Below are 25,637 nucleotides of genomic sequence, written 5' to 3'. Positions count from 1 at the left end.
TTTCACTGTCAAGCCGTCAACGACAGGAGAGGCGGATGCGGGAGCGGGTGAGTTATGTCGAGCGGGACGGGGTGGCTTCAATTCTGCTTGATGATGGCAAAGTCAACGTCATGTCGGCCAACATGCTTGCCGACATTGGCGCGGCACTCGATCGGGCGGAGCGGAGCGCCGACATGGTGATGCTGCGCTCGCTGCGTCCCGCCATTTTCTCCGCCGGCTTCGATCTGAAAATCTTCGCCGCGGGCGATGTCGAGGGAAGCCTCGAAATGGTCAGGGCCGGTGCCGAGCTTGCCCTGCGCCTGATGTCATTCCCGCTGCCCACCGTCGGGGTGATGGAAGGTCACGCCTTTCCCATGGGCACGTTTCTGTTGTTGGCTTGCGACGTCAGGATAGGCGTGCGGGGTCCCCACCGCATGGGATTGAACGAGGTCGCGATCGGCATTTCGCCGCCGGGTTTTGCGATTGAACTCGCGCGCAGCCGCCTTCACCCGGCCTGGCTGAGCCGCACGGTGACGACAGGCGAAATGTTCGAGCCGGATGATGCGGTGGTCGCGGGCTTGCTCGATCGGGTAGTGCCGCCGGAGAAGGTCGAAGCGGAGCTTGGCAAGGTCGCCTCGGCGCTTCGCGCGATTCACAAGGCCTCTCACGCCACCGCCAAGCAGCGGCTGCGGCAGGCGACCATGGATGCCATGCGCGCCGCGATCGATCGCGAACTGACGATTTCAGCCTATGAGACCAGCGGCAAAGCGCGATCGGCTGTCGTGTTGCGGCGCTAGTCGTCCGACTCTAACATTCGCTAACCTGCTCGCTGTAGTGGATGCGAACGTGAGAATCGTCGAGCGCGCTCGGTGAGCCCTCGCTTTATCGCTGCGACCGACCTCACCAAACCCCCTGTGACGGAGGGGCACCGAGGCTGCGGCGAGCAGCCTGAACAGCCGGACGTCTCGAACAGATATAAAGACAGCCGCGGTTGACCCCTCGCTCACGCGGAACCCGTTAGGGTCAATTGCAAACCCGCGTTGGCTCCGGTTGCCTCGTCGTTGAGATTTTTGTTATATTTCTCAGATAGATAAAGAGCCGGCTTGGTCCGGTGCCAATGGCGGCAGCGAGCGATATCGCGGAAATTTTCTCCTAATGAAATTTGTATTCGTAATGTGAAAATTAAGTTGCGTCGGCTCGGCAGATCGGGCCCTACTGGTCAAAACAACTGCCGGGAGGGCCTGATGTCGATGCCGTCCGAAAGAGCCAATGAGAGACGCGGCGTCATGCCGGCGCGTCCGCCGATGGGAAGGGACCATGGCGGCATCCAGGCGCTTGATCGCGCCTTCCTCATTCTCGACGTCATGGCGGATGCCGGCGGCGAAGCGAAGCTGACCGAAATCGCAGCAACCGCCGGATTGAACGTCTCGACCTGTCACCATCTGATTTCGACCCTGCATAATTGGGGTTACGTCTCGCGCGGCATCAACAGCCGCAGCTATGTTCTGGGATCGCGTATTCTTCATCTCAGCGCCGCCTGTCTGCGGCAGGTCGATTTGCCCCGGCGTGCGCAGAGCTATCTCGATCGTCTGAATGATCAGACCCAGGAATCCGTTCAGCTTGCGATCATGCAGGATACCAACCTGGTCCACGTCCTGCGCCGGGAGTCGCGGCATGCGGTCCGTGTCGATGCGGGCCTCGGCGGAAACGCAGGTGCCGCGCATGCGACCGCAACGGGCAAGGCTATTCTGGCGTGGCTGCCGCCGAACGAACTCGACCGGATCGTGGCAGACAAGGGTCTCACGACGTTTACGCCGCAAACCATTACGGACATCGAGGCGCTGAAGGAAGAGCTGCGGCTGACGCGCCGGAGAGGTTATTCGATCGACCGCGAAGAATTTCGGCTCGGCGTCATCTGCCTTGGCGCGGCCATTCGCGATCATGCCGGTGCCGTCGTCGGCTCCATCAGCGTGTCGTCGCCGGCCTTTCGCGCCACGACGGACTATATCGATCAACTCAAGGTGCACCTGATCGCCGCGGCTGATGAATTGTCCGCCGAGCTCGGCGCTCCCGGCGCCATCCTGCGCAGTTCAGTCAAAAGCCTGGCTGCGGAATAACAAATACATCCAGGAGTGAAACGATGTACAAGCCTGATCACGTCAAGACCTCGCCCGATTTTCCGATTCCAGACACGATGCGGGCCTGGGTGCTGGGCGATCCCGATCAACTGACGCTGACCAAAAAGCCGGTGCCGGTGCCGAAGCGCGCCGAGGTTCTCGTCCGCATCGACGCGGTGGCGATTTGCGCAACTGATCTTGAAATCATCCACCACGGTCCGCCGGCGATGATTCAGGGAGGTTTGCCCTTCAACAAGAATTTCACGCCGGGTCACGAATATATGGGCACGGTCGTGGCGCTCGGGCCGGGCGTCGACGAATACAAGATCGGACAGCGCGTCACCGTCGAAATCCACGCCGGATGCGGACAGTGCAAGCGCTGCCGCGAAGGCATGTATACGGCTTGCCACAATTACGGACTGAACTACGGCGACGTCGACAAGGGACATCGCGCCAACGGCTTTACGACCGACGGCGGATTTGCCGAATACGCCGTCAACAGCATCAACACGCTGGTCGCGATCTCCGACGAGATGTCGGACGAAGAGGCAACGCTGGTGGTCACGGCCGGCACTGCGATGTATGGGCTGACCGAACTGGGCGGGCTTGTCGCTGGCGAGAGCGTCGTGGTGACGGGCCCCGGTCCGATCGGATTGCTCGGCGTGGCGGTTGCCAAGGCGCTCGGCGCCCATCCGGTGATCCTGACCGGGACGCGCGACAATCGCCTTCAGATCGGACGCGAGCTTGGCGCCGACTACGTCATCAACGCCAAGAACGAAGACCCGGTTGCGGCCGTGCGCAAGCTGAACGGCGGCAAGGGCGTAGACTACGTCGTCGAATGCTCCGGCGCGCCGGAAGCCGTCAACGAAGCCGCGCGCATGGTCAACCGCGGCGGCCGTATCTGTCTGGCTGCCTTCCCGGGTAAACCCGCTGAGGTCGATATCGCCTATATCGTACGTAACAACATTTACGTCTACGGCATCCGCGGCGAAGGCAAGAGCGCGACGCACCGGGCCGAAGCGTTCATGGCGCAGAAGCGTTTTGATGCGACCAAGGTGCATACCCACACCTTCGCGCTGGAGGATCTGCCGACCGCGCTGAAATATGCCCGCGAGCGCATCGAGGACGCGATCAAGGTCGTGGTCAAGACCCATGGTCATGCCGCCCTCAATCGCGTGGCCGCGGAATAGGCCGGACCGGAATCCATAAAGGCGAGGGGATGACGGCACGGCCGGAAAGGCCGAATCCGTTGTCCGCCGGGTGTTCGGAGTAAAATCGATGACCGCGTTCGAAATCGATCGTCCGTCCTCCGAGATGGCCGCGTCGCATCCTGCGAGCGGCAAAACCGCTTCGGCGAGCGTGCCGTTTTATCGCAAGCTCTATGTGCAGGTGCTCGCCGCGGTCGCCCTCGGCGCGGTGTTGGGCTACGTCGTTCCAGACTTCTCCGTAAACCTCAAACCTTTTGGCGATGCCTTTGTGAAGGCCATCAAGGTCGTGGTGTGTCCGATTATCTTCACCACGATCGCGCTCGGGATCGCCAAGATGCGCGACATTCGTCACGTCGCCAATGTCGGGGCCAAGGCGCTGATCTATTTCGAGGTGGCATCGACGCTGGCGCTGATCATTGGGATGACCGTCGGCAACGTCTGGCAAGTCGGAAGAGGTCTCAATGCCGACCCGGCTGCGTTTGATCCGAAATCCGTCGAAGCTTACGCCAATGGTGCCAAGAGCGTCGGCTTGACGGATTTTCTGCTCTCGATCGTGCCCTCTTCCTTTGTCGAACCCTTCGTCAGGGGCGACATCATGCCGGTTCTCTTCATTGCGGTGTTGCTTGGACTGGGCCTTAGCATGGCTCAAGACCGTGGCAAGCCGGTCGTGGTGTTTCTGGAGGCGGCTGCGGCGGCGTTATTCGGCATGGTGCGGATCATCATGTACTGCGCGCCGATCGCAGCTCTTTGCGCCATGGCTTTCACCGTCGGCAAATACGGCCTGCGGACCTTGCTCGATCTCGGGCAGCTTGTCGCGTCGGTCTATATCGTCAGCATCCTGTTTGTTCTGATCGTGCTTGGCAGTTTTCTCAGGCTTTCCGGCTTCGGTATTGGCCGCGTGCTGAATTACTTCAAGGATGAAATCCTGTTCGTGTTCGCGGCGACGTCGGCTGAGACCATGATGCCGCGCTCGATGCAGAAACTGGAAAAGCTCGGCGTCTCCAAGGAAGTCGTGGGGCTGGTGATGCCCGGCGGGTTTTCCCTGAACATGGACGGCACGGCCATCTACATGACGATGTCGGTGCTGTTTCTGGCGCACGCCTTCAACGTTCAATTGACGATCTGGCACCAACTGAGCGTGCTGTTCGTGATGCTGTTCACTTCCAAGGGCGCGGCCGGCGTGACTGGCGGCGGCTTCATTGCGCTGGCCGCGACGCTTCCGGTGGTCGACGCGGTTCCGGTCGCCGGCATCGCGCTGCTGCTCGGCGCCGACCGCTTCATGGCGCAAATCCGTGCCGCAACCAACCTGACCTCGAACATCATCGCGACGCTGGTGGTCGGGCGCTGGGTCGGCGGCGTCGACATGCGGACGGCAAATGCGGAACTGCAGGCCGGATTTATCGAGACCGCCGGCATGGCGGGCGCCGATCACTAGTGTGGCGTTTCAGTAGCGCTCTGCCGCCCAGTTGCCGGCCCACATCAAGGCCAGCCTCTGGCCCTCAGAAACCTGGGCCAGCGACATCTTCGAAGCGACGGCATCGCGAAGCCTCAAGTAGAAGTCACGCTCACGCCCTGGCGCCTTCGCCGCCGCAAGGTCGAGCCATTTGTAGGAAAGAATGAAATCCTGCGGCACGCCGTGGCCCTTGTCGTAGCTCAGGCCAAGTCTGCATTGGGCGAACGTATCGCCTTGCTCTGCCGCACGGCGGTAGAGATCGGCGGCCGCGATATAATTCTGCGGCACGCCGAAGCCGTTTTCGTACCGGAAGCCGAGGCGTCCCAGCGAACGGGCATTGCCACGCGCCAGTACGACCGGCGCTCCATCGCCTCGATAGCGAATGGTCTCGCCGGCGACACCGTCGGAGCCCACGACGCAGGCCAAAACCAGTGCGAGCGCCGGCAGCAGATTAGTGAGTATGCGTTTCATTGGGAGAGCTCGCACTAACGGTGCCGCGCAGCTTGGAGCGAAGTTCTTCGGCGATCGTATGCGCGTCCGCGCTGTTTCGAATGATCTGGGGGCGGATGAAGATGATCAACTCGGTGCGCATCTTCGTGTTGTCCTGATTGGAGAACGCATTGCCTATGCCCTGAAGATCATCAAGTAGCGGAATGCCGCTTTTGTTCTCGTTCTTCTGGTCCTGGATCAGGCCTGCCAGCAGCACGGTTTGGCCATTGGCGATCGAAATCGAGCTCTTGACCTTCCGCTCCTGAATGGTCGGGTTCAGGGCGTTGGCTGCGCTGCCGGGCAGCACGTTGCTGATCTCCTGCTCGATCTCGAGCCGCACGTCGCCATTGGCGCTGACGCGGGGAGAGACGTGAAGGATGATGCCGGTGTTGCGATAGTCGACGGTGTTGACGATCGTATTGCTGCTGGCGGTCGCGGCATTGAGAACGCTGGCCGAGCCGGTCGAGATCGGAACCTGGTTGCCGACCTGAAGCGTTGCCGCCTGGTTGTTGACGACCACCACTGACGGGTTGGACAACACCTTCACGCCGGTGACCGTGTGCAAGGCGGTCAGGATCGCAGCCGGCTGGGCTTCCTGGCCGACGAGGAAATTGAATCCTGGTACCGTGCGGCTGAGCAAGGCGTTGGCAGCCGTGCCAGCGACGGTGCTCGCCGTCGTTGTTGCGGTCGTTGCCGCTGTCGCTGTCGTTGCCGCTGTTGCCGCGCCCGGTATTGTGGTTGTGGCCGTCGTCGAAGTGGAGTTGAGAATTGAGCCCTGATCGGGCCTCAGTCCCAGCGCGTGACTGGTGAGAAAGAATTGAACGCCGTATTGAAGTTCGTCGGTGAGGTCGACTTCGGCGATCGTGGCGTCGATCGCGACTTGCAACTGCGGCTGATCGACCTGCTGCAACGCCGATTCAATGATCTTGTAGTTGCCCTGGTCGGCGTAGATCAGAAGCGAATTGTTGACGAGGTCGGGGGTGATCCGGACGTTTTGCAAGAGCGGTGGTCCACCTGAGCCGGCGCCGTTCCCCTTGTCCAACTGACCGAGATTTCCTCCGTTGGCGCCGTTTTGTGGACCGCCAAAAGCCGTCCCCAGGCGCGTGCCGAAGCCGCTGCCGGGTTGTTGCGAGGAGGAATTGCTGCTGCTCGTGCCGCCGCTGCTATTGCTGTTGCTGTTATTACCGAAGGAACCGCTGCCGCTCGACGAAGTTCCGGACCCCGGCGCGATCTGATTATCGGCGCTGTCGAGCAGGCTGCTGTTGGAAGAGCCGCCGCCGAACATGTCGGTCAGCACGCGGGCGATCTGCTTCGCCTCGCCGTACTTCACCTTGTAGACGTGCACGCTGGTCCTCGTGCTGTCCGAACGGTCGAGGCGTTTGATCCAGTTTTCGACCGTGCGCAGCAAAGCGGGCTTCTTGGTCACCACCATGATCGCGTTGAGCCGGGCGACGGCTTGCAGCTTGACCAGGTTCTGATTGAGGCCATTTTCGCCGGAATCCACGATCTTCTCGAGTTCGGCGATGACGGGTTCTGGCCCGCTATTGGCAATGGGGTAGATGCCGATCGACTGACCCCGCATCCAGTCGACATCGAAGCTCATCGCGGTTTCGACAGCGGTGCGGCGCTCGGGGCCGGTACCTTGAATCAGCAGCAGGTTGCGCGTGGAGTCGGCGCGGACCACGCCGGGCTTGGTCGCGAAACTGTCCATCAATTTGAGCAGCGTCTGCGCCGACACATATTGCAGGGGCACCACTGAGACGCCGTATCCCGGCTCGGGGTTGTTTGGCGTTGCATCGACGTGGCCTCCGCCAACCGCATCGCCCACCGGTGTCAGGCGATAACCCGCGGTATCACGAACCAGCGCGATCCCGCTGATCCGGAGGGCATTTTCGAGGACGAAGATGATGTCTGACTTGGGCACCGGTCGCACCGAGACCAGGCTGACCGTACCTTGGACACGCGGGTCGATCGTGTAGCCCGTTTGCAGAATGTCCCCCAGCACCACCTTGGCGACGGTCGCGACCGGGGCGCTTTCGAAATTGAGATCGAAGCCGTTTCCGCTCGCCGCCGGTTGCGGCCGCGGCTCGGCGATATCAGTTATTTCGGTGCCCTGGAAAACCACCGGCTGGGCCCTCGGGCCGCTTGAGGTGGTGGTGGAGCCCGCCTGCGTCGGATAGCGCGGCAAGATGTCGAGCGAGCGCACCTTGTCCATGACATCGAGGTCGCCGGGCCCGGTGCCGCCGGAATTCACCGTGGCGGAATTGCAGGACGTCAACAAGAGGACAGCCGTCACCATCAAAGCAGCGCCGATACTGCGCCCGACCGAGAGGGACGGGCAGCGTTTGCCGACACTAGCCATGTTCGCCGTTCCAACCTTTTACTAAACACCCCGGACCCCTTGGCGGGATCGGGCCCGAAGGCGGTTCTTACCGTCCGAACATGACAGTAATAATTGGGGTGCGTGTTATCGGCGCAGAATTACGCGACCCGATTTGTGAACCGCTGTCTTCGGCCGTTTCGTACGACTGTCATGTTTCCGATCAATAACCTCACCGTGGCCGAGTAGTAGGCGACCCGCGGCGGACGGCTGGGGCCGGCCGGACTGGTGCGCCCTCCCGGAAAAATGCCGCGACTGGAAACACCGATGATCAGCGACCAGTCCCAGCAATTTCTAGAGCACCTTCGTCGTCAGGACCATTTGACGAAATCGGCCGCGTCCAACGGTCAGCCGGTCGAGCAGGGCGCTGCCTTGCGCCCGCAATCCAAGCTGTGGGAGTTGACGAACCTTTCGGCGAGCGATTTCGCCGACGAAGCCGCCCGTTTTGCCGGCCTGGAGCGCGTCACGCTTCAGGAGCTTCTATCGGTACCGGCGCTCAACGAGACATTTTCGCAGCGGTTCCTGCGGGAAATGTCGGTCTTTCCCTATCAGGCCGAAGATGGCAGCGCTGCGCTCGCGGTTGCCGATCCGACCGACACGGCCGCGCAACGCGCCGCTGAAATCGTGCTCCGCCGGGATGTCACGATCAAGGTTGCCTCGGTAGAAGACCTCTCGGTCGTGCTCGATCGCCGTCTTGGTGAAGACACGACCGAGCCGGCAGATCTGGCCAGCCAGTTGCTCCCGCGCGAGGACGACATCGAGAGCCTGCGCGACCTCGCCAGCGGCGCGCCGGTGGTTCGCGCCGTCAACGATCTCCTGGAGAAGGCGGTTGAGCTGCGCGCGAGCGACATTCATATCGAGCCGTTCCAGACCGGGCTTGTGGTTCGCATGCGCGTCGACGGCTTGCTGCGGCCGGTCGTGGCACCCGCCGGCGTGCTGCCGCAGGCGCTGATTTCCCGCATCAAGATCGTCGCCAATCTCAACATCGCCGAACGGCGGTTGCCGCAGGACGGCGCCGCGCGGTTGCGGGTAGGTCGCGCCGATATCGATATTCGCGTCGCCATCATGCCGATGCAGCACGGCGAATCTGCGGTTATTCGTATCCTGCCAAAGGATCGCGGGCTGCTGATGGTCGAGAAGCTCGGCTTTTCGCCGGCCGACGATGTCAAGCTCCGGCGGTTATTGAAATTGCCCCACGGCATGATCGTCGTGACCGGGCCGACCGGCAGCGGCAAGACCACGACACTGGCAACCGTCCTGTCGATCCTCAACGAGCCCGGCCGCAAGATCCTGACCGTCGAAGACCCGGTCGAATATGACATCCCCGGCGTCAACCAGGCGCAGGTCAAGCCTGCCATCGGACTGACATTTGCCGCGGCGCTGCGTTCCTTCGTGCGTCAGGATCCGGACGTGATCATGGTCGGCGAAATTCGCGACAATGAAACCGCTCATGTTGCGATTCACGCGGCGCTCACCGGGCATCTCGTCCTGACCACGCTGCACACGGAATCGGCGGCAGCCGCAGTGCCGCGCCTGCTCGATCTCGGCGTCGAGGGATATCTGTTGCGTTCGACCCTGCGGGCGGTGGTGGCGCAACGCCTCGTCCGGCACCTGTGCGAACGGTGCAAGACGCCGAAGCCGCTCAGCGACGCCGAATTTGCCGATGATCCGCGCCTGGCCGAACTTGGTTTCCGCGCCGGAGAAATCCTTCACGTGCCGTGCGGCTGCGAGCGTTGCAGCGGCACCGGTTATCGAGGCCGGTTGGGCGTGTTCGAGATACTCGAACTAACCGACGAAATTCGCTCGCTGATCGGCGAAAAGACCGATGGTCACAAGATCGATCAGGTCGCGATTGGCGGCGGGATGACAACGATGGTCGCTGACGGCGTCGCAAAATGCCGCACCGGCCTGACGTCGCCCGCGGAACTGCTTCGCGTCACCACAGCGCGGTGAGGTTAGGATCGTGCCGAATTTCCGCTACCGGGCCCTGACGCAGAACGGAGAGGTCGTCAACGGCACGCTCTCGGCGCCGACGGCCGCCGAAGTCGCCCGCCGTATCGAATATCTGCGCCTGTTGCCGATCGAAACCGTCGAGGACAAGAAGGCCACGGCGGCGCAGGGCGACAATTTCGGCTTTTTCAGCCGGCCAAGTCCGGCGGAGGTGACGACGTTTACGCGGGACCTGGCGCTGCTTTTGAAGGCCAGTGCCCGTCTCGACGACGCTCTCGAACTGCTTGCGAACGATGCCGATGTCGGCAGGCTTCGCCCGGTGGTCGCGCGCCTGCGGGCGTCCGTTCTTTCCGGCGAAAGCTTTGCAAGCGCGGTCGCTGAACATCCCTTGCTGTTTCCCGCGATGTACGTTGCACTTGTCAGGGTCGGCGAGGTGTCGGGAACGCTCGATCAGGTGCTCGAGATGCTGGGCGCCGAGCGCGCGCGGTCCGAGGCGATGCGCCGCAAATTGACCGACGCGATGCAATACCCGGTCTTCGTCCTGATCGCGGCGGCTTGCGTCATGCTGTTCTTTATTCTGTTCGTTTTGCCGCAGTTTTCCTCGGTCTTGCAGGACTTCAGCGCAAAGTCCGACACCGCGCTCAGCGTCTTTATCCGCCTGTCGGATTTTCTCCGCGCCAATGCGACCGCTGCCTTGCTTACCGTTGCTTTTACGATCGCAGGCCTGTGGTGGCTGTTTCGCCGGCCGGGTACCACCAACGCGGTGGTGTCGGTTATCGCGAGAACCCCCGGTATCGCCAACATCTTTCAATTCTACCGCACCAGCCTGTTCTGCCGGAACCTCGGCGTGCTGCTTGGCAGCGGCGTCAATCTCACAGCGACTTTACGTATTCTGGTGGACATCATGGCGGTGACCGGAAACGTCACAGTCTGGACCACGGCTGCCGATCGCGTGCGCCACGGCGGTAAACTTTCGGACGCCTTGCTGGCGTCGAGCAACATGCCGCCGATGGCCATCCGCATGCTCCGGCTTGGCGAGGAGACCGGCCAATTGCCGGTGCTCGCGGGCAGGGTAGCCGAATTCTACGAGGCGAAATTGCAACGCAGCCTCGACCGTATCGTCGGCATCGTCGGGCCGCTCGCGATCATCACCATCAGCACCGTCGTCGGGGGGCTGATCGTTTCGGTCATGACCGCGCTGCTGTCGGTCACCCAGTTGGTTGGATAAAACAAAGGATCGGATCAAATGCGCAAAAGCGTTGGCATTTTCTTCAAGGCAAGCGAGAAGCGCGAGCGCAGGCAAGATGTCGGCCAGCGGGGATTTACCCTGGTCGAGATGCTGGTCGTCATCACCATCATCGGCCTGATTATGGGTCTGATCGGCCCGCGGGTTCTCAACTATCTCAGTGAGTCCAAGGTCAAGGCGGCGAAGATTCAGTTGCAGAGTTTCGCGGGCGCGCTCGACCTGTTCTATCTCGACGCCGGCCGCTTTCCGTCGACGTCGGAAGGGCTTTCGGCACTGATGCAGCGAACGCCGGGCGTGGCGGCATGGAATGGGCCGTATCTAAAGGGCAACAGCCTTCCGAACGATCCCTGGAACCATCCTTACATATATCGCGCGCCGGGAGATCACGCGCCTTATGAAATCCTCTCCTACGGCTCGGATGGTCAGGAGGGCGGGAGCGGAATTGCAGCCGATATTTCCACCGAAAACCTGGTCAATGCCAAAAATGAATAGGGCCTTCGAGCGCGGCTTCACGCTGCTTGAAATGGTGTGCGTGCTGGCGCTCATCGCCATGCTGGCGGCGGTCCTTCTGCCGCTCGTTCCGCGCCATACGTCCCGTTCCCGTTTGCAGGCCTATGTGTTGCAAACGGCGGCCCTGCTCAAGGAGGATCGCAACGCGGCGATCCGGCGAGGAACGGGCGTGGCCACTCTCGTCGACGCCGGAAGCCGGGTCATTCGATCCGGCGCGACACCAGCCGTGGTCCGCATTCCGGACGACGTTCACTTCGAGGCGCTTCTGCCGCGCACCTGCAACCAGCGCGAGGCATTGTCGACGATCAGCTTCTTTGCCAGCGGAATGTCGTGCGGCGGGACCGTCGCTTTGACGCGGGCGGATGTCGGCTATGAGGTTCGCGTCAACTGGCTGACCGGAAGGATTGAAATTGTTTCGAGCAACCTCGCCAACTGACGGCCGCACGTCCGGCTTCACGATCATCGAGGTGCTGATTGCGCTTGCGATCGTCGCCGTCTCGGTTGTGGCGATCGGGTCGGTGATGTCGACGAATGTGCGCGGGGTTCGCTCGCTGGAGCAACACGTGACGCTGATGCAAACGATACGCTCCATCATGGCGACCGAACTGCCGTCGCACGCCAAGATCGGGATCGGGACGTGGTCGGGAAGGACCAACGACCATCAATGGCGGATCGACGTCGGTCCGATGGGCGAGGAATGGGACGCATCGGGTTCAGATGTCGCCTGGATCCCGGCGCTGGTCAGGATTCAGGTTCGTTCTCCTTCCGGCGCGGTGACCGATCTTAGGACCGTTCGCCTGATGCATGGACCGTCGCAACAATGAGAAGGCCGGCAGACAGACGAGCAAAGGAGGACGGCTTCACGCTGATCGAATCCCTTGTGGCGCTGGCGCTGATGGGTCTGGTGCTGTCGGCACTCGCCAATCTCACCGCGCGATGGCTTCCGAACTGGAATCGTGGCCTTGACCGCATTCAGCGCAGTGAAATGATCGGCATCACCTTGCAGCGGATTGCCGACGACCTGGCGGCCGCCCAATATGTGCCGGCGAGCGGCAGCGACAGCCAGCCGCTGTTTGCAGGATCCGAGCAATCGGTCACGTTCGTGCGTACCGCGATCGGGCCGAACGCTGGCATCGGGCTCGATGTGGTGCACCTGTCGGAAACCACCGACCCCGGCGGGCTTGTGACCGTCCGCTCGCGGACGCCGTTCCACCCGCTGCCGCCCGAGTCGGCTTCAAACCAGCTTCATTTCGGCGAACCGGTGCTGCTGCTGCGCGCGCCCTACCGGCTGTCCTTTGCCTATGCAGGCGAAGACCAGCAATGGCAAAACAGTTGGCGGGATTCCGAAAAGCTGCCGGCCAAGGTCAGGTTGACCGTGCGCGATGCATCAAATGCGCGCGCGATTTCGACGGTCGCATCCATTCACGTCCAGTCTTTGGCACAAGGCGACTGCAAGCAGGGCGATGGAAAGTGTGACGGCAATGCCGGCACGCAGGCGGCCTCACAGAGCGGCGCGCAGCAGGGCAATTCGCCTGCCACGTCACAACAGAGCGGCGCCGCCGCGGGGCAGGGTGGTTCGCCATGAGCTGCCGCTTTGTGAGATCCCCCTTCAGGCACCCAGCATCCTCTTCACAGGGCGGCTTCATCATCATTGCAGTGCTCTGGATTTTGGTGGCGTTGTCGACGCTTGCGACGATCTTTTCACTCTATCTGTCCAACTCCGCCCGTGCCTTGGGGGCGACCGACACGGGTGTTCAGGTGGACGCGTTGGTGTCGGCCAGTCTGGAACTGACCGCCTATCAATTGCTGCGGGCCGATGAAAAAGACCTTCCCGCGCAAGGGTCATTCCGTTTCCGGATGGATAATGCGGAGGCGCTCGTCACTTTCACCTCGGAAGCCGCGCGGGTCGATCTGAACGCCGCGTCGAAAGAAATGCTCGCCGGCCTGTTTGAGGTTCTAGGCGCAGAACAAAAGGCGGCGGGCGAACTGGCCAGCCGCATCGTCGGATGGCGGACGGCATCCAAACCCGGTGCGACCGACGACGAAGGCGCACTCTATCTTTCCGCGGGTCTTAACTACTCGCCGAGGCAAGCGCATTTTGCCCATGTGAACGAGCTGAGCCTGGTGTTGGGCGCTTCGCCCGCCCTGATCGAGCGCGCGTTGCCTTATCTAACGGTCTTCAGCAAATCCGCTGACGTCGACGTTCTGATTGCGCCGCCGGAAGTGATCGCCGCGCTGCCGGGCATGACACCGGAGCTGCTCAACGATTTTCTGAAGCAACGGCCATCCTTGCCGCGCGATCAAAAAGCGATTGCGGCCGCGCTTGGCCCGGCCAAGATCCCCGCGACCTTGCCGCAGACCAAGGCTTTCCGTGTCCTGACGGCGTTGCGGTTCGACAATGGCCGCCGGTCGTCGTCCGAAGCAGTCATCTTGTTGGGCAGCGGCAAAAGCAGCGACAAGGCCAACACCGGTGCCGGCGCGAGCGCCGGCAATAAGGGCAAGGATGACGACGAGAAGCCCTACAGCATATTGTCATGGCAAGACCAGGCAGAGACCGGGAGCCGGCCCCTCAAACAGGCAGGTAGGTGATGACGATTTTATCGGAAGCGAATGCTCTGTTCGATGAGTGGATTGCATCTGCGGCCGGTGCGATCGACTCCATGATCGGCCGGTATGCGCCGCGGTCGCAGATCGTGCTCGGCGGGGAAAGCACCGGCGTCCTGACGGCCAAGTTGAAATCGGCGCAAAAAGGTCCGGCGCTGCCGGATATTTCATTTCGGATTTCCAACGGCCGGCCGAGCCCAGCCTTGCCCGCGGATTGGCAGGCGGCGTTCCGCGGCAGCCGGGTCGAAACGGATCTGGCGCCGGCTCAGGTCCTGTTCCGGCCGCTCGACTTTCCCAAGCAGGCTGCGGATTTTCTTGATGGCATGATCCGCACCCAGATCGACCGGCTGACGCCGTGGCCGGCGGAAGATGCGGTGTTCGGCTGGAGTTCTCCATCCCTCAGCGGGCAAGAGAGAATTGAACTGATGTTGGCTGCGACATCGAAACAGGAAATCGAGCCGCTTGTTCAGCTCGCAGCCGGCTTGGGGGCGCAATCGCTTACGGCGTTTGCCAAACCTCCCGCCGCCGGCGACGCCCAGGAAAATATCGAGAAAATCAAGGTATTCGACCAACCGCTGCGCAGCGCCGCCCACCGTGCGCTCGATACACCGCGCACCTTGCGGGTTGTCTTGCTGTCGGCCGGCGCTGCCGCCGCAGTCATGCTGCTTGCGACCGCCTATTTCGGCGACAGTTTTGATTCCGAACAGCAACAGTTGATGCAGCGGATTTCGCAGCGCCGGGCGGCACTCCGTCTTGGCCCCGACGGGGGCTCGGCGCTTGGTCTTCTCGCCAAGCGCAAACAAACGGGCCCATCGACCGTTGTCGTGCTGGAAGCACTGTCGCAAGCCTTGCCCGACGGGACTTACGTCACCGAGCTTCGGATCGACGGCGACAAGGTTCAGGTGATCGGCATAACGCAGGACGCGCCATCGCTGATCCGCCTGATCGAGAAATCGCCGCAGTTTGCGCGTGCGACCTTTTTCGCGCCGACCACGCGCGGGCAGAACGAGCCGGGTGAGCAGTTTCACATCGAAGTCCGTATCACGCCGTCGTTTGGATCGAGCACATGAACCTCGCGGTATCCTTGAAGAAGTCGCTCGCAGGTTCGCCTGTCGTGGCCGCAGCCGCCTATGCCGGCGTTATCATCGTCCTGTTGGCGGTGGCCGCAAGTTCTCTTACTGATCTCCTCAGTCAGCGGGCAGCAGTGGCGGCGACCGCCGCCATGTTCGAGCAATTGGAGGGCCGCAAACCGCTTGCGGCGAGCAAACGATCGGGCGATGTCGGCGTGCCCGCAGGCTCGGCCTTTCTCGAAGGCGCGACGGTGACGGTTGCGGGCGCAGCCCTTCTGCAACGCGTTGCCGGTGCAGTGACAAAGGCGGGCGGCAATGTGCTGTCGTCCCAACTTGACGTGCAGGGCCCGAACGCCAAGGGCGGCTTTGTCAGCATGGTCGCCAACTGCGAACTTGAACAATCGGCGCTGCAATCGCTGCTATACGATCTGGAAGCCGGAATGCCGTTCCTGTTCATCGACCAGCTCGATATTCAGGTGGCAACGGCGGGCGACGGCAAGTTGCGGTTTCTGCTCGGCGTCTCCGGACAGTGGCAGGGGGCAAAATGACCAACCGCAGCTATCTCATCCGGATTGTGGTTCTTGCTTTGCCGCTATGCGCAGCCGCATCGGCTACGACCGCGATTTCCGATTCCTCTCTCGACGATCAGGCCGACGGCGCCAAAACAAAGGCTTCGGTTCCCTCGACCTGGAGTGAGCCGGCGACCACCGTCGTGGAGGTGACGATTCCTCCGGCGACGCCAAACGCGCCCGCCACCGAACGCACGCTCAGCGCCAATCCGCTGTGGGAGATGCCGCTCAAACAATTCACCGTCACGCGCGACCGGCCGATTTTCCTGCCGTCGCGCCGTGCGCCGGCTCCGCCCGCCTCGATCGTCACCGTGGCGAAGGTCGTCGTCCCCAAGCCGAAGGAGCCCGAACAGCCGCAGCTTTCCCTGGTGGGCACCATCTCGGGCGACGACGCCAGATTTGGCATTTTTGTCGACCAGGCGACCAAGAATGTGCTTCGACTCAAGGTAGGCGAGGATTTTCAGGGCTGGGAGCTTCGATCGATTCAGGCCCGTGAGGCGTCGTTTCAGAAAAACCAGCTGACTTTCGTCGTGGCATTGCCGCAGCCAGGCCTTTCACAACCTTCCGTCGCCGTTCGCGAGGAAGGCCGGTCACCGGGAACCGAAGATGGAAGGCTGTTGCCGGTCGTGCGTCCGCGCACCCGTTAGGTTTCGATTGAAGCTCTAGCCTTTTTTAACGCGTTTTCTTCACGCGAACCGGTTTCCACTTCGCTCGAAAACGCTATGGCGCCGTCAAAAACCGTAGTGCTGAACGCCCAACGTCAGCAGCAACCCGGCGGCGAGAAACGGTCCGAACGACATCGAGGTCTGAGCGTTCAGCGCGCGGCCCGACAGTTGCGCAACGCCGACACAGGCGAGCGCTGTGATCGTTGCGACCAGCAACACCAGCGGAATACCTGCAACGCCGACCCAGATTCCTGCCGCGCCCAGGAATTTGACGTCGCCAAGCCCCAAGCCCTGAACGCCTCTGAACGAAAAATAGAGCCGCCGCAGCAACCAAAACGCACCGGCGATGGCCGCGCCTTCGCCGAGGGCCTCTAGTGCGGCGAGGGGATCGGCGGTCAAAATGATTTTGAGCAGACCAAGCCCGGCAATCGCGAGATTAAGCCAGTCCGGAATGATGCCATGGCGGATATCGATCCAGGCCAGCGCCGCGCTCAAGACGCACAGCAATGCAAACGACACCAAGACGACCATTCGCGTTGCCCGTTCGAACGGCTAACCGTCGTATTGATCCGGTCCCATCGCCCAGAGCCACTGATCGTAGCCTGCGGCGAAGGTGCGGTTGGTCTGGGCGGGATTGCGATTGACGAGCGGCCGCAGGAACATCGGGTGCGTGGCGCTGCGCACTTCATGTTCGATCGTGAAGAGGTGCTTGCCGTTGGCGAGATCGACGATGTCGCGAAAGCGGTATTGATAGGGATTGTCTTCGCTGAAGATCAGATTGCGCTCGGCAAGCGCGCGATGTGGTCCCGAAAAATTCGCGATGTAGATCTGGACGTGATGACCGTCATATTCCGGTTGCGGCCGGTCGGTCTCGCGAAACACGAGATGCTGGTTCTTGCCGACCTGAACCGAGGCCGTGGTGCCGTCGCCATTCTTCAACTGGGTCGGCATTCCCATGATCTTCGGATAGAAATCGCAAATGCCCTTGGCGCTGCCGGTCGGAACGTCAAACTCGACATAGGGAATGCCGAGCGTGATGCGTCCGAAGCGCTTCTCGTCGGGCTCAAAGCAGCGCACGCGATTGCCCCACGGGCAGATCGCCTCGACATAGTCGTTGTGTTCTTTGAACGAAAATTTCGTTCCTTCGAGCCTTTTGGCAACGGAAGCCAGCCGTTCGAGCAGCGTCTTGCGCCCGGAAATGACGAGCGCGGTATAGCCGCGCAGCACCTGCGCCTCGCCGCTCGGCAGATGGAACTGGCTGCGGCCGACGTTGATCCACATGTTGTCGTCGGACGTCATCAGATAAGGGTCGCGCGTCAGCCCCAGTCCCGAAACATAGAACAGCGTCGCCAGGTGCTGATCCGGCACCTGAACGTTGACATGTTCGAGATGGATCGAATTGCCGAGATCTTCGGCGGCGCGGTCGAATTTTCCATGCATGGCGGCAATCCTGATGCTAGCGGTCCGATTCCAACATTCGCATATCTTCTCAGCGGCCACTTTTGCGAATGTTAGAATCAAAGGACCACTAGAAAATATAGATTTCTAGTGGAGTTTTGGATTTGACATTCGCATCGCGAATACGCGGCCACGGGGTAGCGAATGTCAAATCCACTCCACTAGTGCTCACGGCATCATAGGGCAGAGCGTGGTCCTGCGCCAACGTTCTATCCACGCACCATTTTTCACCCCTTCGAAAAACCGCTCACGACGAGGCGGTTGAGGCGGCTGGCGAACGCCGCCGGATCCTCGGGAATTTCGCCGTCCAAAATCTGCGCCTGTTCCAACAGCAGGAAGGAAAGGTCGGCGGCGTCGGTCCCGGCGTTGGGGATCGCCGCGACCAGTGGATGGCGCAGATTGATTTCGAGAATGGGTTTGGTGCCGACGCCGCGGTTTTGCCGTGCCAACAGCCGTTCAAGCTCGCGATCCGGACCATGACTGCCGGCGACGAGACACGACGCGCTCGAGGTGAGGCGTTGCGAGGCGCGCACATCGGCGACACGATCGCCGAGGTTCAACTTGATCGCAGCGATGATGGTCGCTTCGTCGGCGTCAGATGTGCTCTCGTCCTTCTTGCTGTCGTCGAGCAACGGGACTAAGGAGAGGTCGATATCGCCCTGGCTCAGCGATTTCAGCGGCTTGCCTTCGAAATCGAGCGGCGCCGAGCTCCAGAACGCATCGACCGGATCGGTGAGAAGCAACACCTCGATGCCGCGGGCGGTCGCCGATTCCAGCTTGGGGTTTCCCTTCAGCCGCTCGATGCTGTCGCCGGCCAGGAAATAAATTTCGGTCTGGTTCGGTTTGAAATCGGCGACATATTGCTTGAGCGTGCGCGCCTCGCCCGAGGTGGTCGTGAATCTCGACAACGCCAATAGCTTCTCGCGCCGCTCGAAATCCTCGTAAATGCCCTCCTTGATCACGGGACCAAAGGCATCCCAGATTTTCGTAAAATTCTCCGGCTGCTTGTCGGCGAGCGCCTCCAGTTCGCCGATGATGCGGCTGGTCACGGCCTTTCGGATTTGCGCCAGTTGCGGATTGTTCTGCAACATCTCGCGCGAAAGATTGAGTGGCAGGTCCTCGCTGTCGATAACCCCGCGGATGAAGCGCAAATAAGCCGGCAACAGATCGGCATCGTCGGTGATGAACACCCGCCGCACGTAAAGCTTCACCTGCGCTTTTCGTGAAGGATCGAACAGGTCGAAGGGTTTGGTGGAAGGCGCAAACAACAGTACCGCGTAGGAGTATCGTCCCTCGGCGCGGTAGTGTAGCGTCATCGCCGGTTCGTCGAAAGCGCCGGCGATCGATTTGTAGGCTTCGTTATAGTCTTCGGGCTTGAGTTCGGATTTGGACCGCTGCCATAGCGCGCTGGCCGAATTGATCTGTTTGGACTCGCCTTTGTCGTCGACCAGTTCGATCGGAAACTGGATGTTGTCGGAATAGGCGCGGACGATGCGCTCGATCTCGTAAGTCTCGAGATATTTCGCGGCGTCCTTCTTCAAATGCAGAACGATGTTCGTTCCGCGCTTGGGAGCCTGTGCGTCGCTTAACCCCGCAGGCGCGATCTCGAAACCCGATCCGCCCTCGGAAGACCATGTCCATGCCTCGTCGCTGCCGGCGCGGCGGCTCGAGACGACGATGCGGTCGGCCACCATGAAAGCCGAGTAGAAGCCGACGCCGAACTGCCCGATCAGGCCGAGGCCGTCCTTGGCTTCCTTCAGGCGCGACACAAAGGACTTGGTGCCGGAGCGGGCGATGGTGCCGAGGTTGTCGATCAGTTCCTGCCGGTCCATGCCGATGCCGGTATCGGCGATGGTGAGCGTATTGGCGTTCTTGTCCGGAATGATGCGGATTTTTGGCAACTCCCCGTCGCCAAGCAGCGCCGGGTTGGCGATCGCCTCGTAACGCAGCTTGTCGCAGGCGTCAGACGCGTTCGAAATCAGTTCGCGCAGGAAAATATCGGTTTCCGAATAAACCGAATGCACCATCAGGTTCAAAAGCTCGGAAACCTCGGCCTGAAAGGCCTTGGTCTCGACGGTGGGGTCGGCAGTCATCATCTTCTTGAACTTTCCGGAATGTGGGAAAACCCCGATATAACGCGCTGAAATGCAAGATCAAGTTCGAAGGTAAGCTTGGGTGAAGGGGCGGGCCGCTGTCGGGGTCGACGCCCCGGGGGCTGCACAGGCTCGTGAGTGGACAAGGGAACCTTCCCACCGTCCTATATCCCGAAATATAACGGCTAGTTTTTAGGGGTGATTTCGATGAAACATACGATTGTTTTGGCCGCTAGCCTGCTTTGCACTTCATTCGCGCAGGCGGCCGAGCCTGTGAAGATCGGCATTACCACGATCCTGAGCGGCCCGATGGCCGACCGCGGACAGCAGGAGCAGTATGGCGCCCAGCTGGCGCTGGATCGGATCAACCAGGCCGGCGGCGTGCTCGGCCGTCCGGTCGAGGCTTTCTATGCCGACAATGCCTGCAAGCCCGACGTCGGCGTGCCCGCGACCAAGCGGCTGCTCGACGAGGTGCATGTGCCGGTCATCATCGGTGCGCTGTGCACGCCGGTGACGCACGCCATCATGCCCGTGATGCAGCAGGCCAAGGTGCCGCTGGTGATTGCGACGTCGGCCGGGCAGGATTTTGTCGATGCTTCCGGCCCAGGTGGCAACGATTTTGCCTTCAAGACGATCCCTTCAGAAGTCGACATCATGCGCGGTCTGGTGCGCTGGCTGAAATCCAAAGACATTAAATCGATCGGTGTTGTCGCCGACGACGGTGAGTTTCAGCATGCCAATGCCATCGCGGTCGTCAAGGCGGCGAAAGATGCCGGGATCAACGTCACGGCGGACGAAACGATTCCAAAGGACACCAAGGAGTTTGCGGCCATATTCGACAAACTCAAGGGCGGATCGCCCGCCGAGCTCGTGGCGATCCTCGGCCCTTCGACGGCTGGATTCTTCAAGGCCTATGAAACCTCCAGCTGGAAGGTGCCGGTGACCGGACGCTTCGATCTCGCCGGTGCGCTTGCGGCAGTTTCGCAAACGTTCCGCGACGCGGGCGGCATGTCGGAGTTGACTGGTGTTGCCGTATTCACGACCGCATCGGACAAGCCGGAAGTGCAGGACTTTGTCACCTCTTACAAAGCGCGTTACGGAATTGTGCCGACGCAGCGCTCCTTCTTCGTGTTCGAAGCGACCTATCTCGTGGTAGATGCTATCAAGCGCGCCGGTTCCGACCAGCCGGCGGCGATCGAACAGGCGCTGAAGACCACGACGATGCCGTCGCGGTTAGGGGGCAGCTACGCTCCCGATGATCATAACCATGCTCAAACGCCGCTGCAGATATTGGGGCTGCGCGACGGCAAGCCGGCGGTGATCGCGATCGAGTAGGGGAGATCAGGCCTCGCTTGCAAGGCCTGCTTCGCCTGGATGGTCTTTCCGCCGCTCGCTCAAATAACCGACCAGCGAGGTCTTGATGCTGGCGACATGCTCGCGCATCAGCATCTCGGCGCGCCACGGTTCTCGCGCGACGACCGCCTCGAAAATGCGGTGATGGTCGTCGTGCCGGCGGCGAACGTCGTGATACTCGAACACCACGATGTTGCGGCTCGACGATACCGGCACGTGATGACAGATCCGGATCATTTCGCTGAGCATGCGGTTGCGCGCGGCCGCCAGCAGGCCGTCGTGAAAATCGCCGTTGATGTCGCGGTAGATGGTGAGGTCGCCGGCTTCGAACGAGCCGCGCTCCAGCAATTTGTCGCCGGCGGCGAGCGCGCGTTCGATGATTTCCTTTTCCTGCGGCCCTAGTCCTCGTTCCGCCACGAAGCGAACAGCGACGCCTTCCAGCGCGGCGCGGATGTCGTAGGCGTCGACGATGGCGGGAAGGGGAAATTCGCGCACCGTGAAGCCGCGGTTCGGCGCGTAGTCCAGCAGCCCTTCACCGGCCAGCGCCTGCAAGGCCGCACGCACCGGGGTGCGTGACACCGATAGCGTCTTTGAGAGCTGGACTTCGTTGAGGCGTTCTCCGGCGCCGACGACTCCGCCCAGAATGGCTTCCCGAACGCGGTCCATCACGGAAAGCGCGCGGTTGCCGGCGCGCGTTCCGCCTCCGGATTCTGCCGTCGTTTGGTCCATCACATCCGCCATCGGGAACGGCCGTCCACGCCAAATATGTATACACTTTGGCTGAAGCCTATCATGGCTATCCTCCAAAAATCCAGCAGTGATGCCAGTTTTTGGATACATGAGGCCTCGACGTCGAGGCGCTCGTCAAAAAGTGTATGTAGTTGGTATTGACTCAGTCGTGCTTTCATCGAACGATGCTAACGGTCGTTCAAGTGGTGGGGAGTGCCAGGTCCATGGCGGTGAGCAGTGCGGAGATCAGCGAAAACGCCATCGAACTGATCACCGCGGACCGAAACCCTCATTACGAGCCGTTCGGCTGGCATCACTGGCCCGAACATCCCTGGCTTGCCTACCAATTCCGCCGCGGCCTCGGCGAAAGCCAGGAGGGGGGCGGCAGCGTCAGCGAGATCATGCAGGCGGGATCGCGGATGATCCCGGGCGATCTGGAAAGCTGGCACGTCGAATGGATGCGGATCGCCGATCGCAACTGGAAGCGCGGCCTTGCCGAGGAAGAAGCGGGCCATATCCGCACCGCGATGAACTGCTTCCTGCGCGCGGCGGACTATTATCGCCAGGCCGAATTCCATCTCGAGCCCGATGATGCGCGGCGGCTGCCGACGTTTGAGAAGATGGAAGCCTGTTCGCACAAGTTCATCTCCTACCTCAACCCGCCAGGTGAGGTGGTCGAGATACCTTACGAGCCGGGCAAGCCAATCTGCGGCTATTTCATTCGCGCGCCATTTCCTAACCGAAAATTGCCGGTGCTGATCTGCATGGGCGGATTGGACTCGATCAAGGACGAGATGTGGTTCATGCAAGCTCATGGCTGCCTGCAACGCGGCATCTCCGTGCTGATGATTGACGGCCCCGGCCAGGGCGGCACGCTGCGGCGGCACAAGATCGCGACCCGGCACGACAGCGAAGTGCCGATCGGCAAGTGCATCGACTGGCTGGAAAAGCGCGATGACGTTGACACCAGGCGGATCGCGGTGTGCGGCTCCAGCATGGGCGGCTATTACGCCGCGCGCGCCGCCTGCTACGAGCATCGGCTGGCGGCGGCCATTTCGCACGGTGCGATCTGGTCGGTGCATGACATGTGGGGAACCAAGGGCGACGATTTCGGCCTCGCCATGCATATAAGATGGGTGTTCGGCGCCAAATCGATGCGCGAGGCCCACGCGCTGATGAAGCCGTTCACCCTCGAAGGGCACCTGGAACACATGCGCTGCCCCTATCTGGTGCTGCATGGCGGCCACGACGTGCTGACCGTGACCGCGGCGCGGAGCACCTACGATTATGCCAAGGCCCACGGCGTCGAGGCGACACTGCGCGTTCTTGAGCCCGAGGAAACCGGCGCCGAACACTGCCAGCACGATAATCCCACGATCGGTCAGGAAGTATTGGCCGACTGGTTGGCCGATCGCTTCGGCATCGACCAGCGGGAGCTGCTGAAAACCTCCATCAATCCTTTTGTATGAGGCGTGTCATGAAATCAGCTGTGAATCTGGGCGTCGATCATCCGAAAGCCGCCGTCGTCGCCATCGATCTGCATCGCGGTCATCTCGACATGGCGGTCGCGACCATGCCGACGGCGCCGGACGTTGCGGCGCGCGTGATTGCCGCCAACAAGCGGCTGTTCGACTGGTGCCGCGGCAATGGCATCCCCGTCATCCACCAGGTGACGTCCTATCGCGACGCGGAGGAAATCCGCGTCAATCCGTTCTGGCGCGCGGGCGCCGAGAACCCCAACAGCACGCGCAAGAACGCGATGCGGCACAATATCATCGGCGGCCCCGGCTGCACGGTGATGCCGCAACTGCTTGATCCGCGCGATTTCATCGTCAACACCAAGAAGCGCTACGATTGCTTTCTGGCGACCGATCTGGATTTCCTGCTGCGCTCGCACGGCATCAACACGCTTCTGATCACCGGCGTGAACACCAATTCCTGCGTGCTCGCCACGACGACGGCAGCGAATGTTCGCGACTATGCCTTGATCGTGGTCGAAGACTGCGTCGACAGCATGGACGGGCCGGAACTGCATGCGGCGGCCCTGGCCTGTATTCGCACCGCCTTTGGCTCCGTGATGAACACCGATGCGGTGATGGCGCTTGAAGGGCTTGCAGCCCGTAAGCCCAACGCCGCATGATCTCGCTGTTTTCTTAAATCGAACCAAGAGTGTCCGCCATGACCGGTCCCATGCTTCCGCGCGAACGTTCCGACTATTCCGCCATCGTTGACCGTCCGCCGCTGAAATTGCCGGGCGGCGCACGCATGATTGTCTGGACCATCGTCAATCTGGAAGTCTGGGATATTTCCAAGCCGATGGCGCGGCAGGTGCTGCCGGCGCCGACCGGCGCTCCATTGTTGCCGGACGTGCCGAACTGGAGCTGGCATGAATATGGCATGCGGGTCGGCGTATGGCGGTTCTTCGATCTCTACAAAAAACACGGCATTGCGCCGACGCTCTCGATCAACGCGCGCGTCTGCGAGGATTATCCGCGTGTGGCGCAACAGGCCAAGGACGCCGGCTGGGAATTCATGGGCCATGCCTATGAACAGGGACCGATTCACAAAGAGGCCGACCAGAAGGCCATGATCGCGCGCTCGATGGGAGTGATCGAGAAATTCACCGGCAAGCCCCCGGTCGGCTGGCTCGGGCCCGGCCTGACCCAGACGCTGGAAACGCCCGAACTTCTGGCGGAAGCGGGCGTCAAATATATCGGCGACTGGGTCTATGACGACGAGCCGACGGTGATCCGCACCGAGAAGGGCCCGCTGGTGACGCTGCCTTATACGGTCGAGCTGAATGACATTCCGATGATGCTGGTGCAGCATCATGACAGCGATCATCTACTCCGGCGCACCATCGACAGTTTCGATCGCCTCTATGCGGAGAGCAAGGATCGGCCGAAGATCATGTCGATCGCGATTCACCCCTACATTTCCGGCCAGCCGTTCCGGATCAAGTATCTCGAGCAAATCTACGACTACGTGAACAAGCACGAAGGCGTGGTGCACTGGAACGGCGAGCAGATCCTCAACTGGTACCAGGGCCAGAAGGCATGAACGTCCATGCTCCGCACGCGCTGCCGACGGTAGCTGCTACCGAAGCCGCGGTCGCCGGTGGCGGTTCCTTTCCGGTTCGACGCATCTACTGCGTCGGCCGTAATTATCTCGATCACATCAGGGAAATGAAGGAAGCCGACGAGCGCGACCCGCCTTTCTTTTTCCAAAAGCCCCGCGACGCCCTCGTGCTGGACGGCGCGCGCGTTCCCTATCCGCCGTTCACGTCCGATTTTCAGTTCGAGGTCGAACTGGTCGTAGCCCTCGGCAGAGGTGGACGCGACGTCGCCGTTGAGGCCGCCAACAGCCTGATCTGGGGCTATGCCGTCGGGATCGATTTGACCCGCCGCGACCGCCAGCGCGACGCCCGCGATCTGCGTTTGCCGTGGGAAGTCGGCAAGAGTTTCGATGCGTCGGCGCCGTGCGGGCCGATCGCGCAAGTGCGCGATCCCGCTCATTTCGAGCATTGCGCGATCACGCTTGCCGTCAACGGCGTTGAGCGTCAGCGCGGCGACATTGGTCAGATGATCTGGAACATCCCCGAAGTGATCGCGCAATTGTCCAAGCAAGTCACATTGGAGGCTGGCGACCTGATCTATACCGGTACGCCCGCGGGCGTCGGTCCCGTCGTGCCGGGCGATCTGATCACGGCCCACATCGACGGATTGCCGTCGCTCACCATCACCATTACCCGACCCGAGGCTTGA

General features: G+C 61.5%; 25 protein-coding genes. 19 read left to right on the top strand and 6 right to left on the bottom strand.

Annotated elements, in window-relative coordinates:
- The first annotated feature begins 35 nt into the window (after positions 1-35).
- The 4 genes from ABSE61_RS03150 to ABSE61_RS03135 all read left to right on the top strand — a co-directional run bounded on the left by ABSE61_RS03150 (position 36) and on the right by ABSE61_RS03135 (position 4,739).
- Complete coding sequence (locus ABSE61_RS03150) at positions 36-776, top strand: crotonase/enoyl-CoA hydratase family protein (protein WP_423869604.1); 741 nt, start codon at positions 36-38, stop codon at positions 774-776.
- 447 nt (positions 777-1,223) lie between these two features.
- On the top strand, positions 1,224-2,096 hold the full coding sequence (locus ABSE61_RS03145; RefSeq protein ID WP_423869603.1) for an IclR family transcriptional regulator: 873 nt from the start codon (positions 1,224-1,226) through the stop codon (positions 2,094-2,096).
- 23 nt (positions 2,097-2,119) lie between these two features.
- Positions 2,120-3,286 carry a zinc-dependent alcohol dehydrogenase gene (locus tag ABSE61_RS03140; RefSeq protein ID WP_423869602.1) on the top strand — a complete coding sequence of 389 codons (1,167 nt, stop codon included), beginning with the start codon at positions 2,120-2,122 and terminating at the stop codon, positions 3,284-3,286.
- 124 nt (positions 3,287-3,410) lie between these two features.
- Complete coding sequence (locus ABSE61_RS03135; RefSeq protein WP_423869658.1) at positions 3,411-4,739, top strand: cation:dicarboxylate symporter family transporter; 1,329 nt, start codon at positions 3,411-3,413, stop codon at positions 4,737-4,739.
- Positions 4,740-4,748: 9 nt separating this feature from the next.
- Here ABSE61_RS03135 and ABSE61_RS03130 read toward each other — a convergent pair whose 3' ends face one another.
- Entirely contained in the window at positions 4,749-5,228 is a 480-nt protein-coding gene (locus tag ABSE61_RS03130) for a tetratricopeptide repeat protein (RefSeq protein ID WP_423869601.1), read from the bottom strand.
- Complete coding sequence (gene gspD / locus ABSE61_RS03125) at positions 5,209-7,608, bottom strand: type II secretion system secretin GspD (protein WP_423869600.1); 2,400 nt, start codon at positions 7,606-7,608, stop codon at positions 5,209-5,211. The genes ABSE61_RS03130 and gspD overlap by 20 nt, the downstream gene beginning before the upstream one ends.
- Positions 7,609-7,893: 285 nt before the next feature.
- Between gspD and ABSE61_RS03120 the strand changes: the two genes are divergently transcribed.
- Genes ABSE61_RS03120 through ABSE61_RS03075 form a run of 10 tightly spaced genes read left to right on the top strand, consistent with a single transcriptional unit; the run spans position 7,894 to position 16,222 of the window.
- Complete coding sequence (locus tag ABSE61_RS03120; protein WP_423869599.1) at positions 7,894-9,579, top strand: GspE/PulE family protein; 1,686 nt, start codon at positions 7,894-7,896, stop codon at positions 9,577-9,579.
- Positions 9,580-9,589: 10 nt separating this feature from the next.
- Positions 9,590-10,804 (top strand): type II secretion system F family protein, encoded by a 1,215-nt coding sequence (locus ABSE61_RS03115; RefSeq protein WP_423869598.1) that lies wholly within the window; start codon positions 9,590-9,592, stop codon positions 10,802-10,804.
- Between the two features lie 18 nt (positions 10,805-10,822).
- On the top strand, positions 10,823-11,314 hold the full coding sequence (gspG, locus tag ABSE61_RS03110) for a type II secretion system major pseudopilin GspG (protein ID WP_423869597.1): 492 nt from the start codon (positions 10,823-10,825) through the stop codon (positions 11,312-11,314).
- On the top strand, positions 11,298-11,768 hold the full coding sequence (locus tag ABSE61_RS03105) for a prepilin-type N-terminal cleavage/methylation domain-containing protein (RefSeq protein ID WP_423869596.1): 471 nt from the start codon (positions 11,298-11,300) through the stop codon (positions 11,766-11,768). The genes gspG and ABSE61_RS03105 overlap by 17 nt, the downstream gene beginning before the upstream one ends.
- On the top strand, positions 11,743-12,156 hold the full coding sequence (locus ABSE61_RS03100) for a PulJ/GspJ family protein (RefSeq protein ID WP_423869595.1): 414 nt from the start codon (positions 11,743-11,745) through the stop codon (positions 12,154-12,156). The genes ABSE61_RS03105 and ABSE61_RS03100 overlap by 26 nt, the downstream gene beginning before the upstream one ends.
- The gene (locus tag ABSE61_RS03095) at positions 12,153-12,917 is read left to right on the top strand and encodes a PulJ/GspJ family protein (RefSeq protein WP_423869594.1); all 765 of its coding nucleotides are present in this window, start codon (positions 12,153-12,155) and stop codon (positions 12,915-12,917) included. The genes ABSE61_RS03100 and ABSE61_RS03095 overlap by 4 nt, the downstream gene beginning before the upstream one ends.
- The gene (locus ABSE61_RS03090; protein ID WP_423869593.1) at positions 12,914-13,921 is read left to right on the top strand and encodes a type II secretion system minor pseudopilin; all 1,008 of its coding nucleotides are present in this window, start codon (positions 12,914-12,916) and stop codon (positions 13,919-13,921) included. The genes ABSE61_RS03095 and ABSE61_RS03090 overlap by 4 nt, the downstream gene beginning before the upstream one ends.
- A complete protein-coding gene (locus ABSE61_RS03085; RefSeq protein WP_423869592.1) occupies positions 13,921-15,006 on the top strand; it encodes a PilN domain-containing protein in 1,086 nt (361 codons plus the stop codon). Before ABSE61_RS03090 ends, ABSE61_RS03085 begins: the two co-directional genes overlap by 1 nt.
- Positions 15,003-15,554 (top strand): type II secretion system protein GspM, encoded by a 552-nt coding sequence (gene gspM / locus ABSE61_RS03080; protein WP_423869591.1) that lies wholly within the window; start codon positions 15,003-15,005, stop codon positions 15,552-15,554. The genes ABSE61_RS03085 and gspM overlap by 4 nt, the downstream gene beginning before the upstream one ends.
- Entirely contained in the window at positions 15,551-16,222 is a 672-nt protein-coding gene (locus tag ABSE61_RS03075) for a hypothetical protein (protein ID WP_423869590.1), read from the top strand. Before gspM ends, ABSE61_RS03075 begins: the two co-directional genes overlap by 4 nt.
- Before the next feature lie 84 nt (positions 16,223-16,306).
- Here the strand turns inward: ABSE61_RS03075 and ABSE61_RS03070 are convergent, their stop codons facing one another.
- From ABSE61_RS03070 to htpG, 3 genes are all read right to left on the bottom strand, one after another.
- Complete coding sequence (locus ABSE61_RS03070; RefSeq protein ID WP_423869589.1) at positions 16,307-16,771, bottom strand: prepilin peptidase; 465 nt, start codon at positions 16,769-16,771, stop codon at positions 16,307-16,309.
- A gap of 21 nt (positions 16,772-16,792) precedes the next feature.
- Entirely contained in the window at positions 16,793-17,680 is an 888-nt protein-coding gene (locus tag ABSE61_RS03065; RefSeq protein ID WP_423869588.1) for a hypothetical protein, read from the bottom strand.
- 245 nt (positions 17,681-17,925) lie between these two features.
- Positions 17,926-19,794 carry a molecular chaperone HtpG gene (gene htpG / locus ABSE61_RS03060; protein WP_423869587.1) on the bottom strand — a complete coding sequence of 623 codons (1,869 nt, stop codon included), beginning with the start codon at positions 19,792-19,794 and terminating at the stop codon, positions 17,926-17,928.
- A 204-nt stretch (positions 19,795-19,998) separates the two neighbouring features.
- Here htpG and ABSE61_RS03055 point away from each other — a divergent pair, with 204 nt between their 5' ends.
- Positions 19,999-21,126 (top strand): ABC transporter substrate-binding protein, encoded by a 1,128-nt coding sequence (locus ABSE61_RS03055; RefSeq protein ID WP_423869586.1) that lies wholly within the window; start codon positions 19,999-20,001, stop codon positions 21,124-21,126.
- Between the two features lie 6 nt (positions 21,127-21,132).
- On the opposite strand, the gene ABSE61_RS03050 is transcribed toward ABSE61_RS03055, so the two are convergent.
- On the bottom strand, positions 21,133-21,873 hold the full coding sequence (locus ABSE61_RS03050) for a GntR family transcriptional regulator (protein ID WP_423869585.1): 741 nt from the start codon (positions 21,871-21,873) through the stop codon (positions 21,133-21,135).
- A 224-nt stretch (positions 21,874-22,097) separates the two neighbouring features.
- Between ABSE61_RS03050 and ABSE61_RS03045 the strand changes: the two genes are divergently transcribed.
- From ABSE61_RS03045 to ABSE61_RS03030, 4 genes are read left to right on the top strand one after another with little or no spacing between them, the layout of a single operon-like run.
- The gene (locus tag ABSE61_RS03045) at positions 22,098-23,342 is read left to right on the top strand and encodes an alpha/beta hydrolase family protein (protein ID WP_423869584.1); all 1,245 of its coding nucleotides are present in this window, start codon (positions 22,098-22,100) and stop codon (positions 23,340-23,342) included.
- A gap of 8 nt (positions 23,343-23,350) precedes the next feature.
- On the top strand, positions 23,351-24,013 hold the full coding sequence (locus ABSE61_RS03040) for a cysteine hydrolase family protein (protein ID WP_423869583.1): 663 nt from the start codon (positions 23,351-23,353) through the stop codon (positions 24,011-24,013).
- A gap of 38 nt (positions 24,014-24,051) precedes the next feature.
- On the top strand, positions 24,052-24,933 hold the full coding sequence (locus ABSE61_RS03035; RefSeq protein WP_423869582.1) for a polysaccharide deacetylase family protein: 882 nt from the start codon (positions 24,052-24,054) through the stop codon (positions 24,931-24,933).
- Positions 24,930-25,637, top strand: a complete 708-nt coding sequence (locus tag ABSE61_RS03030; RefSeq protein ID WP_423869581.1) for a fumarylacetoacetate hydrolase family protein — start codon at positions 24,930-24,932, stop codon at positions 25,635-25,637. The genes ABSE61_RS03035 and ABSE61_RS03030 overlap by 4 nt, the downstream gene beginning before the upstream one ends.

This window comes from Bradyrhizobium sp., from assembly GCF_049519115.1.
Taxonomy (GTDB): Bacteria; Pseudomonadota; Alphaproteobacteria; order Rhizobiales; family Xanthobacteraceae; genus Bradyrhizobium.
Note: the sequence above shows the minus strand (reverse complement) of the source record. Positions and strands in the feature narration are given on the sequence as shown.